This window comes from Neisseria dentiae (assembly GCF_024580525.1).
Lineage (GTDB): Bacteria > Pseudomonadota > Gammaproteobacteria > Burkholderiales > Neisseriaceae > Neisseria > Neisseria dentiae_A.
Genome location: NZ_JANIKQ010000010.1, coordinates 58,081 through 72,389 on the forward strand (window position 1 = coordinate 58,081; position 14,309 = coordinate 72,389).

Below are 14,309 nucleotides of genomic sequence, written 5' to 3' on the forward strand. Positions count from 1 at the left end.
ATGAAGAAAATTGTTTTAGCCACTTCGATGAGCGGTTTGGGCGGCACAGAAAACGCCACTTTCCGCTTAGGCCGGCTGTTGCGCCAATACGGCCATCCTGTTGTGTTGGCCTCTTCAAACGGCCCTTTGATAGAGCGTGCCCGAGGTTTGGGCATCAACTGGTACGACATTGATTTTTACAGCGGCGGCAAAACCGGCTATCTGAAAAGTATGTGGGCATTCGCCAAAATGCTCAAACATGAACAGCCCGACATCATCCACTGCCAAATGGCCCGCATCGTGCCCGCCTGCGCCATCGCGGCCAAACTGGCTTCTCCGAAAACCAAGGTGTTTTACCATGCCCGCGGCCTGCACGCAGAAACCTATCCGAAAATCACTTCATTATTCAGCAAGCTCGGCGTAAACATTATTGCCAACTGCAAAACCGAGCGCGACAAAATCATTCGTTACGGCTTTCCGGCAAACCGCATCACTTACACTTATAACGCCTTGCACAAAGTAGAATCCGTGCCGGAAAAAACCGTTAAAGATTATGTGGTGTTAGGCACTTTGTCACGCCTCGACAAACACCGCGCCGTACATCTGATGCTGGACATTTTCAAAACCCTAACCAGCGAACGCAACCTGCCCGTCAAACTTTTGGTTGCCGGAAACGGTGAGGAAGCCGATAACCTGAAGACTCAAGCCGGGCGTTTGGGCATTGCCGATAAAGTTACCTTTCTCGGCGGCATCCACGATCTGACCGCTTTTTTCAGAGAAGTCGATATATTGGTCAGCACACCGTTTTTTCAGGGCGACTACGGTGCCGGCGTGGGCAACAATGTTTTGGAAGCCGCGCTCTATAACACACCGGTTGTAACCTACAATATGTCGGGCGTATCGGAAATCGTGGTAAGCGGGGAAACCGGCTACTGCATCCCCACCGGCGACAGCCATGCTTTCGTTGAAGCAGTAGAAGCGCTGGTTCTCAACCCTGATTTACGGGTTGAAATGGGCAACGCGCTACACAACCGTGTTGTTTCACTCTGTTCCGACGAAGAAATCTACCGCACCACTATGGCTGCCTACAAAATGGAGAATAACCGATGAAAATCATTCTAACCTCTTCCATGAGCGGCTTGGGCGGCACGGAAAACGCCACCTTTCGTTTGGCCCGTTTACTTCACGAACACGGCCACAATGTTATTTTAGCCTCTTCAGACGGCCCCTTGGTGAAAGATGCCAAAGATTTGGGCATCTCTTGGCGCAATATCGATTTTTACCAAAGCGGAAAAGCCGGTTACCTGAAAGGCGCATTGGCCTACGCCAAACTGCTCAGGCAGGAAAAGCCCGACATCGTGCACTGCCAGATGGCGCGTATTGTTCCCGCCTGCGCCGTTGCCGCCAAGTTGGTTTCTCCGAAAACCAAAGTGTTCTACCACGCCCGCGGCCTCGACCCCGAAACCTATCCGAGAATTGCCAGGCTGTTCGACAAACTCGGCGTGTATATCATCGGCAACTGCAAACACGAGCAGGCCAAACTTATCCGCCACGGGTTTCCTGCTTCGCGTATCACCTACACCTACAATGCCCTGCCCAAGCTGGCCGCTGCCCCGCAAAAATCCGAACGCGACCATGTGATGATCGGCACTTTGTCGCGCCTGGACAAAGTGCGCGCAGTAGATTTAACACTTGATGTGTTCAAAATTTTAACCGACAGGGGATTGAATGTGCGCCTGAACATCGCCGGCATCGGCGAAGAAACCGACAACCTGAAACAACAGGCACACCGCTTAGGCATTGCCGACAAAGTTACTTTTCTCGGCGGCATACGGGATTTAAACGCCTATTTCAAAGAAATCGATATTCTGGTTAATACACTCAACTGCGACGGCGATCACGGCGCAGGCGTGGGCAACAATATTTTAGAAGCCGGAATGTATGAAACCGCCGTGGTCAGCTACGGCGTTATCGGCATTCCCGAAATGATTATTAACGGTGAAACGGGCTTCTGCACCCCCTTGCGCGACCAAGAAAAATTTGCCGATGCCGTTGAAAAACTGGTTCACGACAAAGCCTTGCGCACACAAATGGGCAAAGCCCTCAGGCAACACGTTGAAGCCCTGTGTTCCGATGAAGAAATCTACCGCGCCACCATGGCGGCATACCGTATGTGAGGCCCGATAATGAAGATTACCATTGTCGCCCCCTATTGCTCCCTGCCCTCCGAGCCGCACTTCAACCGTTTTTGGTATCTTGCCGAACTGTTGTCGCAGCAGCACGATGTTTTATTGATTACCAGCAATTTCAAACATTACGACAAATCTTTCAGACGGCCTGAAGATGCCGCAGCCGCTTCCAAAGGCCGTCTGAAAGTGATGCTGCTCAACGAAAGCGGCTACACTAAAAATGTATCGCTCAAGCGCGTGCAAAGCCATCATGTGTTCGTGAAACACTTCGAAAAATGGCTGGAACAATGCCGCCCCGGCGAACAAGACATCGTGTATTCGGCCTACCCGTTTATTGCCACCAACATTCTCTTGGGCAAACATAAAGCGCGTTTGGGCTATAAGTTAATCATAGATGTGCAAGACGTTTGGCCCGAATCATTTTCAGCCGTGCTGCCGTTTTTAAAAAAAATACCGCCCAAACTGCTGCCGTTTTCCGGCCGCGCCGATACCGCCTACCGTTATGCCGACGGTTTGGTTGCCGTATCGCAAACCTATCTTGACCGTGCCAAAGCAGCCAACCCGAACGTTCCGGGTGAAGTAGTTTACATCGGTGCAGATTACGAAACCTTAGAAAACGCCCCCGCCAAGGTGTTTGACAACACCGGTGTTACCCGTTTTTTCTATTTGGGCACCCTCAGTTTCAGCTACGATATGCAAACCGTATGCCAAGGCATCCGACAGCTTGCCGCCGCAGGAGAAAAAGTCGAGCTGCACATAATGGGCGGCGGCCCTAATTTACAAACATTAAAACAATACGCTGATGAATCAATTTGTTTTTACGGTTATATTCCCTACTCTGAAATGATGTCGGTAGCAAAAAGTTGCGATATTGCCGTCAATCCCATACACGCCCACTCATCGGCCTCCATCACCAACAAACTGTCCGACTACATGGCTTTGCAAAAACCGATTCTGAACAGCCAGGTCAACAGCGAAGTGGCCGAAGTATTGCAGCTAGTTCCCCATGCCGACTACAGCTCAGGCAATGTGGAAAGTTTTACAGCCGCAGCCAAACGCATTTTGCAGCAAAAAAACCAACCCGCCCGTTCAGAAGAAATTATCCGCCGTTTCAAACGCGATGTATCCTACCGGAAAATCGCCAACCTTATTGAAAGCCTAGGCCATGAATAAAATCATAAAACGCCTTTTCGACATTACCGCCTCGGCAGCCGGCCTGATTATTCTGTCGCCCGTGTTTTTGGTGTTGGTTTACCTTATCCGCAAAAACCTCGGCTCGCCCGTGTTTTTCACCCAAGAGCGGCCGGGACTGGGCGGCAAACCGTTCAAAATGATTAAATTCCGCTCCATGCGCGATGCCGTTGATGCAAACGGCAACCCGCTGCCCGACAGCGAACGGCTCACCCCGTTCGGCAGAAAACTGCGCGCCACCAGTCTCGACGAACTGCCCGAATTGTGGAACGTGCTCAAAGGCGACATGAGCCTGGTCGGTCCCCGCCCGCTGCTGATGCATTATCTGCCGCTGTATAACGCATTCCAATACCGCCGCCACGAAATGAAGCCCGGTGTTACCGGCTGGGCGCAGGTAAACGGGCGCAATGCGATTTCGTGGGACGAAAAATTCAAATATGATGTCTGGTATATCGACAACTACAGCTTTTGGCTGGATATCAAAATTTTATTCTTAACCATCAAAAAGGTATTCGTGCGGGAAGGAATTTCTGCCGAAGGCGAAGCCACCATGCCTTACTTCACTGGAAACCAAGACCATGATGAAAAATAACATCCTTATTTTATCTGCCGGCCGCCGCGTAGAGCTTGTGCAGGACTTCCAAGCCGAAGCCGCCAAGTTTTCAGACGGCATCAAGGTGCTGGCCACCGACCTGAACCCCTGTATGTCGCCCGCCTGCCATGTGGCCGACGGCGCGTTCAGCGTGCCGCCGATTTCCGCCGAAAACTATATCGACAGCATTTTCGATCTGGCGGTCGAGCAAAACATCGGCCTGATTATCCCCACCATCGACACCGAGCTGCAAAAACTCGCCGACGCGCGCCGCCGTTTTGAAGAAGCGGGCATCCACATCATCGTTTCCGATTCGGAGCTGGTGACCATCTGCCGCGACAAGCGTTTCACCGCCAGCCTTTTCAACCGCTGCGACATCGCCACACCCGAAATCTACGAGCGCGAAAACCTCACCTTCCCCTGCTTTGCCAAACCCTACGACGGCAGCCGCAGCATTGGTGCGAAATATATCCACACCGCCGAAGATTTGTCTTACGACATGCTCAAAGACCCGAAAATCATCTTCTGCCAATACATCGACATCACCAACGAATTCACCGAATTCACCGTCGATTTGTATTACGACCGTGCAGGCCGTCTGAAATGCTGCGTGCCGCGCGAACGCTTGGAAGTGCGCTCCGGCGAAGTGAGCAAAGGCGCCACCCGCCGCAACGCTCTCTACGCGCTGTTAACCGACAAAATGTCGCACCTCGACGGCGCGCGCGGCTGCATTACCGCCCAATTCTTCTGCAAAGACGACACAGTTTACGGTATCGAAATCAACCCGCGCTTCGGCGGCGGCTTCCCGCTCACCTATGCCGCCGGCGGCAACTATCCCGGTTGGCTGATACGCGAATACCTCTACGGCGAAAAAATCCCGTTTTTCGACGAATGGGAAAACAACCTGATTATGCTGCGCTACGACGCGAAAGTATTGGTTCATGAATAAGCGTATCGTCCCTGCCGAATCTGTGTTGGTGCTGGATTTGGACGACACCCTGTATGCCGAATACCACTACAAACTTTCGGGTATTCAAGCCGTGTGCCGCCATATTGCCGCACTCTACCCGCAGCACACTTCAGACGGCCTGCTGGCGCAAATCGATCCCGAAAGCAGCAGCTGGCTCGAACAGATTTGTGCAGCGTGCGGATTTAACAATGATGAAAAACAATCACTTTTGTGGTTATACCGGCTGCACACACCGAACTTAACCGGCTATATACCGTCTGAGAAACTAAAGCAACTGATGCGCCCGTTTGCCTCCCGTGTATTGGTTTCAGACGGCCGCAGCTTCACCCAGCGTCAGAAACTCAAAGCACTGGGACTGCTTGATGCTTTCGACCAACTATTGATTTCGGAAGCCTGCCGATCCGAGAAGCCCGATGAAAAACGCTTCTGTGCAATACAAGTGGCCTATCCCGGCAAAACCTGCATTTATGTGGGCGACAATATAAAAAAAGACTTCCTTGCCCCCAACCGTTTGGGTTGGCTAACCATCGGCATCCTGCCGCAGGCTCATAATATCCACCGCTACCGCCCGCAGGATTTCGATGCCGCCCACCAGCCCGCACTCTGGTTGAGCAGTATCGACGGCTTGGCAAGTTTAATAAACACCTAAACCTCAATTTTAAAATTCACCTTTCAAGCAAAAAGGATTGCACGATGACCAGAATTCTCTTTATGGGACGGAAAAAAGTTTCCGCCGGCCTCTTGGAATTTCTATCCTCCCAAAGCGGCATCGAAATCGTCGGCGTATTAACCGACAGCCATCTGCAAGGCTCGCCCACCACGGCGGCGGCCAAACGTTTGGGGCTGCCGCTCTACACCTTCGACACTGCGCTCGAAGCCATGCGTGAAGGCCGTCTGAAATACGATTTGGGCTTATCGGTATTGTATTGGCGCAAACTGCGCGACGAATTTTTAACCGTGCCCCCGCGCGGCACCATCAACTTCCACCCTGCCATCCTGCCCGAATACAAAGGCACGGGCGGCTATAACCTGGCGATTATGGACGGCCTCTCCGAATGGGGTATCTCCGCCCACTATATCGACGATTCCATCGACACCGGTGATTTAATCGAAGTGGTGCGCTTTGCGATGGACCCCGACACCGCCACCGCGCAATCGCTCGAACGCGAATCGATGCAGGTGCTCGACGGTTTTGCCAAACGCCTGATTATGCAGGCGGTTGAGAGCGAAGCCAAACTGCCCACCTTCCCGAATATCGGCGGCGAATACACCAGCCGCGCCGAAATGGAAGCCATGAAAGAAATCCGCCCCGGCGACGACGTGGGCAGAAAAATCCGCGCGTTCTGGTTCCCCCCCTACGACGGCGCCTACGTCGAAATCAACGGTCAGAAATACACCTTGGTCGACCGCCGCATTTTGGAAGAAGTCGCCCCCAAAGATTCCACCAGCCTTTTTGCAGGATCAGCCGATGCTTAACACTTCTATCGCCCCGTGGCCCAGCTTCACCCAAGAAGAGGCCGACGCCGTTTCGCGCGTTTTACTGTCTAACAAAGTGAACTACTGGACAGGCACCGAATGCCGCGAGTTTGAAAAAGAATTTGCCGAATTCGCCGGCACCGAATACGCCGTTGCACTGGGCAACGGCACGCTGGCGCTCGACGTTGCCCTCAAAGCGATGGGCATCGGCGCGGGCGACGACGTGATTGTTACCTCGCGCACGTTTCTCGCCTCCGCCTCCGCCATCGTAACCGCCGGCGCCAACCCCGTGTTCGCCGATGTGGATTTGAACAGCCAGAATATTTCCGCCGAAACCGTTCAGGCGGCCTTAACGCCGAACACCAAAGCCATCATCGTGGTGCACTTGGCCGGTATGCCCGCCGAAATGGACGGCATCATGGCGCTGGCCGAAAAGCACAAACTGTGGGTTATCGAAGACTGCGCCCAAGCGCACGGCGCCAAATACAAGGGCAGGCCCGTCGGCTCCATCGGCCACGTCGGCGCATGGTCGTTCTGCCAAGACAAAATCATGACCACCGGCGGCGAAGGCGGCATGGTTACCACCAACGATAAAGATTTGTGGTCGAAAATGTGGTCGTATAAAGACCACGGCAAAAGCTACGATGCGGTGTACAACCGCCAACATCCGCCCGGTTTCCGCTGGCTGCACGAGAGCTTCGGCACCAACTGGCGCATGATGGAGATGCAGGCGGTTATCGGCCGCATCCAGCTCAAGCGCATGAGCGATTGGACGGCCAAACGCCAAGCCAACGCCGCGCAACTCGAAGCGGTGCTCAAACCGTTTGCCTGCATCCGCTTGGTAAACGTGCCCGACTATATCGAACACGCGCAATATAAATTTTATGCGTTTGTGAAACCGGAAAACCTGAAAGCGGGCTGGAGCCGCGACCGCATCGTCGAAACCTTGGCCGAACGCAAAGTGCCCTGCTACCAAGGCAGCTGCTCGGAAGTGTATTTGGAAAAAGCTTTCGACAACACGCCGTGGCGGCCTAAAGAGCGGTTGAAAAACGCCGTCGAACTGGGCGACACCAGCCTGATGTTTTTGGTGCACCCGACCATCACGCCCGAAGAAATGGCGTTTTGCTGCAAAAACATACAAGAAGTGCTCGCAGAAGCAACCGCATGAAAGTTTTCAGACGGCTCCGGCCTTCTGAAGGCCGTCTGAAAAAACACTGTTATCCCGATCGAGAATACGCTTTTCCAAAACAATAACAACCGGATAATAAAACGATGAACTTGGAAACCTTACTTGCATTGCCCCGCAATGTGAAAAAAACCTTTTTCGTTATCCACGATACCCTGGTGATTTTTGTGGCTTTTTGGTTCGCCCAAAGCCTGAAAGCCAACTATTTCAACGAATGGGGCAGCTTTGCCAACTGGCTGGCGTTCGCCTCCACCGCCGTACTGACCATCTTGCTGTTTGTACGGCTGGGTCTCTACCGCGCCGTTACCCGCTATGTAAGCACCCGCATTCTCAGCACCGCCGTGCTCGGCTGCGTGGCCTCGGCGTTTATTTTCCTATTCAGCGTGCTGCTGTTCGAACAGCGGCTGCGGCTGGCCTTGCCGGTGGTGTATTTCCTGATGCTGGTGGTGCTGGTGACCAGTTCGCGCATCATTTTGAAAGCCGTTCTCACCGACCGCAGCCACCGCAAACAAATGGCACCCGTGATTATCTACGGTGCGGGGCAGTCGGGCCGCCAACTGCTCGAAGCCATCAAGCAGGTAAACGAATACAACGCCGTGGCGTTTGTGGACGACAACACCGCCATCCAGCGCACCACCATTTACGACCTGCCCGTTTACAGGCCGTCTGAAATCGAAGACTTAATCAAACGCTACGGCGTGGAAAAAATCCTGCTGGCCATTCCCAGCGCCTCGCAGGAACAGCGCAAACTGATTATCGAGCGCCTCAAAGCCCTGCCGTGCGAAGTGCTGGCGATTCCCGGCATGAAGGATTTGGTCGACGGCAAAATCAGCATCAGTTCGCTGAAAAAAGTGTCGGTGGTGGACTTGCTCGGCCGCGACCCCGTCGCCCCGCGCCCCGAGCTGATGAGCGCCGACATTTCCGGCAAAGTGGTGCTGGTAACCGGCGCGGGCGGTTCCATCGGCTCCGAGCTGTGCCGCCAGATTATCCGCTACCGCCCCGCCAAGCTGCTGCTGTTTGAATTATCGGAATTTTCGCTTTACAGCATCGACAAAGAACTGAACGAATTTCAGGCGGCCCCGGGCATGAATATCGAAGTGGTGCCGCTGCTCGGCTCGGTGCAGCACCGCAACCGCCTCTTCAGCATCATGAAGGCCTACGGCGTGCAAACCGTGTATCACGCCGCCGCCTACAAACACGTGCCGATGGTCGAATTCAACACCATCGAAGGCGTGCGCAACAATGTGTACGGCACGCTCTTCTGCGCGCAGGCCGCCGTTGATGCGGGCGTGGAAACCTTTGTTTTGATTTCCACCGACAAAGCCGTGCGCCCCACCAACACCATGGGCGCAAGCAAACGCATGGCCGAGTTGTGTTTGCAGGCATTGGCCGCCGAACCCGGCCAGCAAACCCGCTTCTGCATGGTGCGCTTCGGCAACGTGCTCGGCTCTTCCGGCTCGGTGGTGCCCGTGTTTGAAAAACAAATCGCCGCCGGCGGCCCCATCACCCTCACCCACGGCGACATCACCCGCTACTTCATGACCATTCCCGAAGCCGCACAGCTGGTGATTCAGGCGGGCGCGATGGGCAAAGGCGGCGACGTGTTCGTACTTGACATGGGCGAGTCGGTGAAAATCATTGATCTGGCCAAACAGATGATCCGCCTGAGCGGTTTGGAGGTGAAAGACGACCAAAACCCCGACGGCGACATCGAAATCAAAATCACCGGCCTGCGCCCGGGCGAAAAATTATATGAAGAATTGTTAATCGGCGACGAAGTGCAGAAGACCACTCATCCCCGCATTATGACCGCCAGCGAAGTAATGCTGCCGTGGGAAGTATTATCCGACATACTTAACCGTATGGATTCAGCATGTAAGCAAATGAACCAAATGGCGCTGCGGCAACTCTTATTGGAAGCGCCCACCGGCTTTGCACCCAAAGACGATATCTGCGATTTAGTGTGGTTGCAGAACCGCAAGGCCGTCTGAAACACTATTCTTTTCAGACGGCCTCAACAACCTTTTCACCAATGGAAGATAAAACGTGAATATCCCGAAACTCTCTGCCATCAGCTTATCATTGCTCGCTTTCGCAGGCTGTACCGTTATCCCCGGCTCCGGCCTGCCCACCTACAATAAAACCGTGGTCTACGAAGAAGGCGAAAGCCGCTCCGACACCAACATCAGCAACCGCGTCAGCATCCATCCGATTACCCCCGGCCTGCTCGACCGCATGGAAGAAGCGCCGCGCCGCGCCCTGAGCAACCCCGCGCTCGACCGTCAAAAAGCCGACTACCGCTACCGCATCGGCAGCGGCGACGTGCTGAACATCTTGGTTTGGCACCACCCCGACCTGAACACCCCCGCCACCGACAGCCTCAGCCCCGACAGCAAACAGGTGAGCAACGGTGCTTGGGTTGACGAATCCGGCTATCTGTCCTACCCGCTGGCCGGCAAAATCTACGCACGCGGCAAAACCCTGCCCGAGTTGCAATCCATACTCACCGCCCGCCTGAAACGCTATATCAAAAACCCGCAGGTTTCGGTGAACGTGGCAGAATTCCGTTCGCAACGCGTTTCCGTATCCGGCGCCGTAGGCAAACCCGGCCAGTTCCCGCTGACCAACGTGCCGCTCACCCTGCTTGACGTTATCGACCAAGCCGGCGGCGCCGCCGGCAATGCCGACACCAACAACATCAAATGGACGCAAAACGGCGTAGAGCGCACCATTTCGCTGCAAGATATCCGCCAATACGGCGATTTGTCGCAGAATCTGCTCTTGCGCGGCGGTGACGTCATCTATGTGCCCACCAACGAAAACAGCCGCATCCATGTGATGGGCGAAGTCGGCAAACAAACCTCCCTGCCGTTGGGCAACTACGGCCTGACCCTCACCCAGGCATTGGGCAACGCGGGCGGCATGAACCAGGTAACCGCCAACGCCTCGGGCGTGTTCGTTATCCGCAACGTGCCGGCCGACCGCGAAAAACCCATACACGTTTACCAGCTTAACCTGAAAGATGCCTCGGCCTACGCCATGGCCAACCGCTTCAAACTGCGCGCCAACGACGTGGTATATGTTACCGCCGCGCCGGTTGCCCGCTGGAACCGCGTCGTTTCGCAAGTTACCCCATCGATCAGCAACATTTACTACATCGACAATATTTTCGGCGGCAACTAACCGATCTCGGCCAAATGTATCAGAAGATTTTAATCGTGTGCATAGGCAATATCTGCCGCTCGCCCACCGCCGAGCGGCTGTTGCAGCAGAAAATGCCCCATCTGCAAGTGTCGTCGGCGGGATTGAGGGCACTGGTGGGCAAAGATGCCGACCTGCAGGCCATACGCACCGCCCTGCGCCGCAGCGTGGTTGTCGCCGGCCATACCGCCCGCCAATTAACGGCCGCCATGTGCGAAGAAGCCGATTTGATTTTGGTGATGGAACCCCGGCATATCGACAGCGTGGCCGACGTACTGCCCGCAGCACGCAGCAAAACCATGCTGTTCGGCCAATGGCTGCCCAAAAAAAGCATACCCGACCCCTACGGGCAAACCGACGAAGTGTTTGAAACGGTTTACCGCCAGATTGACGATGCCGCCGAACAATGGGCGTTCAAGCTGATGGTTCGGCCTTAATACCGGCCGGTCAAACCCACAACGAAAAAATAGAAATGAAAAGGAATTTCCGAACATGGCAAAACAATACCCACAATATCCGCACCCGCCGCAAAACAGCGGCGGCGAAATCGACGTAGGCCAGCAGCTGCGCAACCTGCTCCACTATAAATACCCGATTGCCATCGCCGTTTTGGCCGGCGGCTTTTTGGGCGCGCTCTACAGCCTGGCCGCCACCCCCGTTTACCGCGCCGACGCCATGCTGGAAATCGAAACCAAGCAAAACCAGATTCTGACCGAAATCAGCAACCTGTTCTCGCCCGAAAACAGCAACCTCACGTTTGAAGGCGAACTGGAGCTGGCGCAGTCGCGGCTGGTGCTGGGCAAAACCGTCGACGACCTGCAACTTGCCCAAACCGTTACGCCGAAATATTTCCCCATTGTCGGCAGCCTGGTGCACAACCTCAGCAGCGACACCGAACCCGAGCTGAAAATCCACACGTTTGATGTGGAGCCGGACTGGCTTAACGAAGCATTCGTGCTTACCGCCCAAAACAACAAAAGCTACACCGTCGAGCTGCCCGACGGGCGCACGCTCAACGGCAAAGTCGGCCAGGCGCTGAAACTCAGCCCGCAAACCACGCTTCAGGTCAACCAGATTCTGGCCGACGACGGCCAACGCTTTACGCTGGTGAAACATTCCAAACTCAGCGCGATCGAAAACCTCAAGCAAAACCTGACCGTATCGAGCAAAGGCAAAACCAGCCCGATTATCAACTTGGCCTACAAAGGCACCGAGCCGGACAAAATCACCAAAATCCTGAACAGCATCGCCGATAACTACGTCAACCAAAACATCAACCGCGACGTTCAGGTGGCCGCCAGCGGCTTGGCCTTTATCAGCGACGAACTGCCGCGCCTGAAAGCCACATTGCAGGAAGCCGAAAACAAATTAAACGAATACCGCAAAAAAAGCGGCTCGCTCGATATTCCCGTCGAATCGAAAGGCGCGCTCGAGAGCTTGGTAAACATCGAAACCCAGATTACCAACCTGCGCACCGAAGAAGCCGGGCTGGCCGAACTCTACACCCAAGAGCACCCCACCTATAAAGCCGTGCTCGACAAACTGGCCGTGCTCGAAAAAGCCAAAAGCAGAATCAACCAACAAATCGCCGAGCTGCCCAACACCCAGCAGGAAGTTATCCGCCTGACCCGCGACGTGGAAACCAACCAAACCACCTACACCCAACTGTTGGCCAAGCAGCAGGAACTCAACATCATGAAGGCCAGCACCCAGGGTAACGTGTGGATTGTTGACTACGCCGACGTGCCCGAAAAACCCGTTGCCCCGCGCAAAGCCGTGATTACCCTCTTGGCCGCCATGACCGCAGGCGTATTGACCGCAGGCTGGTTCCTGCTGCGCTCCGCCCTGCGCCACGGCATCACCAAGCCCGAGGAAATCGAAGCGATGGGCATGGATGTCGCCGCGATTATTCCGCTTTCCAAAGCGCAGAGTAAGCGCGACACCCTGCGCAGCAAGCTCAAATCGTTTTCAGGCAACCGCGCCAACTACCTGTTGGGCGTGGAAGCGCCCACCGACGCCGCAGTGGAAGCCCTGCGCGCCCTGCGCACCAACATCTATTTCTCGATGATAGATGCCAAAAACAATATCCTGATGATTACCGGCACTTCGCCCAACGTGGGCAAATCGTTCGTGGCCGCCAATCTGGCCACCGTGATGGCGCAATCGGGTAAAAAAGTGCTGCTGATTGATGCCGATATGCGCAAAGGCTATCTCAACGAACTGTTTGCCGTCGACTCTGAAAAAGGCCTGTCCGACATTCTCGAAGGCAAACTCTCCCCCGGCCAGGCCGTGCAGGAAACCGAAATCCCCAATCTGAGCTTTATCGGCCACGGCCCCCTGCCCGAAAATCCGTCGGAGCTGCTGCTCGACGGCCGTCTCGCCACACTGTTGAGCCGTGCCCGCCAGCGTTATGATTATGTGGTTATCGACACTCCGCCGGTGCTGTCGGTAACCGATGCCAACATTGTCGGTCAACAAGCGGGCACCACGCTCTTGGTAACGCGCTACAACGCCACCTCCGCCCGCGAACTCGATATCAGCGCCAACCGTCTGGCCCAAAGCAACATCAAGGTCAGCGGCGTAATACTCAACGGCATGCGCAGCGAAGGCCGCAGCGGTTACGGCTATTATGCTACCTATACGCGCAAGGCCGATAAAAAATAACCCGCAAACATCAAGGCCGTCTGAAAACGTTTCAGACGGCCTTATCGTTCGGATTAGCTCCAAATATATGCAAAACTTGCGTTTGCCGCTTTGCTTTTTTAATGATGTCCTTTTGCCTCGCCCACCAATTGATACACCGCACCGCAATACGGGCACTCTATGGTGCTGTTCGACTGAATGGGCAGAAACACGCGCGGGTGGCCGTTCCACGTTTCGTTTTGCGGGCCGGAGCAATGCAGCGGCAAATCATGCGGGGTGATTGTGATCGTGATGACAGCGTTTTGGTCGGTCATGTTTTTTCCTTTGCGAAAAACCGTTTAATATTCTCAACGGCAGATATTACGACAAGGCCGCAGTGTTGAAAAGTGCTGCGGGCGGCAGGCGGGCGTATCCTGCAACAGAAAAACTTATTTCCGCCGTAACTTCACCTCACCGGAGCGGGCTAAAGTTTTTTTCGCTATAACAAAGCAAATCGTTTAAACTTCGGGTTTCCGCGCCTTTCAGACGGCCCGGCCCTTTGCAATACGGAGCATGAGATGAAAATCTTCTACACCATCATCAAAATCATCATCTTATTGATATTTTTAATTCTCGCCGTCAGCAACACGCAAAGCGTACAGTTTTTCTATCTGCCCGCGCAAAGCGTGGACGTGCCGCTGATTTTGGTATTGTTCGGTGCCTTCGTTATCGGCTCGGTGTTCGGCATTTTCGCACTCTTCGGCCGCCTGCTGGCCCTGCGCAGCGAAAACAACCGCCTGCGCGCCGAAGTGAAAAAATCCGCCCGCACCGCCGCCGCCGATTTGGCCGTGCCGCAGCCGCAAAACCCCGCGCCCGCCCCGCTCGAACGCAAGGAATAAACCC

General features: G+C 54.7%; 14 protein-coding genes. 13 read left to right on the forward strand and 1 reads right to left on the reverse strand.

Annotation, left to right across the window (positions count from 1 at the left end; all coding sequences use genetic code 11):
- From NQ012_RS07435 to NQ012_RS07490, 12 genes are all read left to right on the forward strand, one after another.
- A complete protein-coding gene (locus NQ012_RS07435; RefSeq protein WP_257066976.1) occupies positions 1 to 1,089 on the forward strand; it encodes a glycosyltransferase family 4 protein in 1,089 nt (362 codons plus the stop codon).
- Positions 1,086 to 2,156: a glycosyltransferase family 4 protein gene (locus NQ012_RS07440; protein ID WP_257066977.1), complete on the forward strand. Its 1,071-nt coding sequence runs from the start codon at positions 1,086 to 1,088 to the stop codon at positions 2,154 to 2,156. The genes NQ012_RS07435 and NQ012_RS07440 overlap by 4 nt, the downstream gene beginning before the upstream one ends.
- Before the next feature lie 9 nt (positions 2,157 to 2,165).
- On the forward strand, positions 2,166 to 3,341 hold the full coding sequence (locus NQ012_RS07445) for a glycosyltransferase (RefSeq protein WP_257066978.1): 1,176 nt from the start codon (positions 2,166 to 2,168) through the stop codon (positions 3,339 to 3,341).
- Entirely contained in the window at positions 3,334 to 3,951 is a 618-nt protein-coding gene (locus NQ012_RS07450; protein WP_257066979.1) for a sugar transferase, read from the forward strand. The genes NQ012_RS07445 and NQ012_RS07450 overlap by 8 nt, the downstream gene beginning before the upstream one ends.
- On the forward strand, positions 3,938 to 4,900 hold the full coding sequence (locus NQ012_RS07455) for an ATP-grasp domain-containing protein (RefSeq protein WP_257066980.1): 963 nt from the start codon (positions 3,938 to 3,940) through the stop codon (positions 4,898 to 4,900). The genes NQ012_RS07450 and NQ012_RS07455 overlap by 14 nt, the downstream gene beginning before the upstream one ends.
- Positions 4,893 to 5,570, forward strand: coding sequence for an HAD family hydrolase (locus tag NQ012_RS07460; RefSeq protein ID WP_257066981.1), 678 nt, complete (start codon positions 4,893 to 4,895; stop codon positions 5,568 to 5,570). Before NQ012_RS07455 ends, NQ012_RS07460 begins: the two co-directional genes overlap by 8 nt.
- Positions 5,571 to 5,614: 44 nt before the next feature.
- Positions 5,615 to 6,397, forward strand: a complete 783-nt coding sequence (locus NQ012_RS07465) for a formyltransferase family protein (RefSeq protein ID WP_257066982.1) — start codon at positions 5,615 to 5,617, stop codon at positions 6,395 to 6,397.
- Positions 6,390 to 7,565, forward strand: coding sequence for a DegT/DnrJ/EryC1/StrS family aminotransferase (locus NQ012_RS07470; RefSeq protein ID WP_257066983.1), 1,176 nt, complete (start codon positions 6,390 to 6,392; stop codon positions 7,563 to 7,565). The genes NQ012_RS07465 and NQ012_RS07470 overlap by 8 nt, the downstream gene beginning before the upstream one ends.
- Positions 7,566 to 7,669: 104 nt before the next feature.
- Positions 7,670 to 9,574 (forward strand): nucleoside-diphosphate sugar epimerase/dehydratase, encoded by a 1,905-nt coding sequence (locus NQ012_RS07475; RefSeq protein ID WP_257066984.1) that lies wholly within the window; start codon positions 7,670 to 7,672, stop codon positions 9,572 to 9,574.
- A 61-nt stretch (positions 9,575 to 9,635) separates the two neighbouring features.
- Positions 9,636 to 10,766: a polysaccharide export protein gene (locus tag NQ012_RS07480; protein ID WP_257067012.1), complete on the forward strand. Its 1,131-nt coding sequence runs from the start codon at positions 9,636 to 9,638 to the stop codon at positions 10,764 to 10,766.
- 14 nt (positions 10,767 to 10,780) lie between these two features.
- The gene (locus NQ012_RS07485) at positions 10,781 to 11,221 is read left to right on the forward strand and encodes a low molecular weight protein-tyrosine-phosphatase (RefSeq protein ID WP_257066985.1); all 441 of its coding nucleotides are present in this window, start codon (positions 10,781 to 10,783) and stop codon (positions 11,219 to 11,221) included.
- A 55-nt stretch (positions 11,222 to 11,276) separates the two neighbouring features.
- Complete coding sequence (locus NQ012_RS07490) at positions 11,277 to 13,448, forward strand: polysaccharide biosynthesis tyrosine autokinase (RefSeq protein ID WP_257066986.1); 2,172 nt, start codon at positions 11,277 to 11,279, stop codon at positions 13,446 to 13,448.
- Positions 13,449 to 13,546: 98 nt separating this feature from the next.
- Here the strand turns inward: NQ012_RS07490 and NQ012_RS07495 are convergent, their stop codons facing one another.
- Entirely contained in the window at positions 13,547 to 13,741 is a 195-nt protein-coding gene (locus tag NQ012_RS07495) for a zinc-finger domain-containing protein (RefSeq protein ID WP_257066987.1), read from the reverse strand.
- Between the two features lie 243 nt (positions 13,742 to 13,984).
- On the opposite strand from NQ012_RS07495, the gene NQ012_RS07500 reads away from it, so the two are divergent.
- The gene (locus tag NQ012_RS07500) at positions 13,985 to 14,305 is read left to right on the forward strand and encodes a LapA family protein (RefSeq protein WP_257066988.1); all 321 of its coding nucleotides are present in this window, start codon (positions 13,985 to 13,987) and stop codon (positions 14,303 to 14,305) included.
- The last annotated feature ends 4 nt before the right edge of the window (positions 14,306 to 14,309 follow it).

Excerpts from the sequence above, each read along its gene's own strand:
- NQ012_RS07475 (WP_257066984.1), top strand. The coding sequence starts at position 7,670 with ATGAACTTGGAAACCTTACTTGCATTGCCCCGCAATGTGAAAAAAACC.
- NQ012_RS07500 (WP_257066988.1), top strand. The coding sequence starts at position 13,985 with ATGAAAATCTTCTACACCATCATCAAAATCATCATCTTATTGATATTT.
- NQ012_RS07455 (WP_257066980.1), top strand. The coding sequence starts at position 3,938 with ATGATGAAAAATAACATCCTTATTTTATCTGCCGGCCGCCGCGTAGAG.
- NQ012_RS07495 (WP_257066987.1), bottom strand. The coding sequence starts at position 13,741 with ATGACCGACCAAAACGCTGTCATCACGATCACAATCACCCCGCATGAT.
- NQ012_RS07460 (WP_257066981.1), top strand. The coding sequence starts at position 4,893 with ATGAATAAGCGTATCGTCCCTGCCGAATCTGTGTTGGTGCTGGATTTG.
- NQ012_RS07490 (WP_257066986.1), top strand. The coding sequence starts at position 11,277 with ATGGCAAAACAATACCCACAATATCCGCACCCGCCGCAAAACAGCGGC.
- NQ012_RS07465 (WP_257066982.1), top strand. The coding sequence starts at position 5,615 with ATGACCAGAATTCTCTTTATGGGACGGAAAAAAGTTTCCGCCGGCCTC.
- NQ012_RS07485 (WP_257066985.1), top strand. The coding sequence starts at position 10,781 with ATGTATCAGAAGATTTTAATCGTGTGCATAGGCAATATCTGCCGCTCG.
- NQ012_RS07440 (WP_257066977.1), top strand. The coding sequence starts at position 1,086 with ATGAAAATCATTCTAACCTCTTCCATGAGCGGCTTGGGCGGCACGGAA.
- NQ012_RS07450 (WP_257066979.1), top strand. The coding sequence starts at position 3,334 with ATGAATAAAATCATAAAACGCCTTTTCGACATTACCGCCTCGGCAGCC.
- NQ012_RS07435 (WP_257066976.1), top strand. The coding sequence starts at position 1 with ATGAAGAAAATTGTTTTAGCCACTTCGATGAGCGGTTTGGGCGGCACA.
- NQ012_RS07470 (WP_257066983.1), top strand. The coding sequence starts at position 6,390 with ATGCTTAACACTTCTATCGCCCCGTGGCCCAGCTTCACCCAAGAAGAG.
- NQ012_RS07445 (WP_257066978.1), top strand. The coding sequence starts at position 2,166 with ATGAAGATTACCATTGTCGCCCCCTATTGCTCCCTGCCCTCCGAGCCG.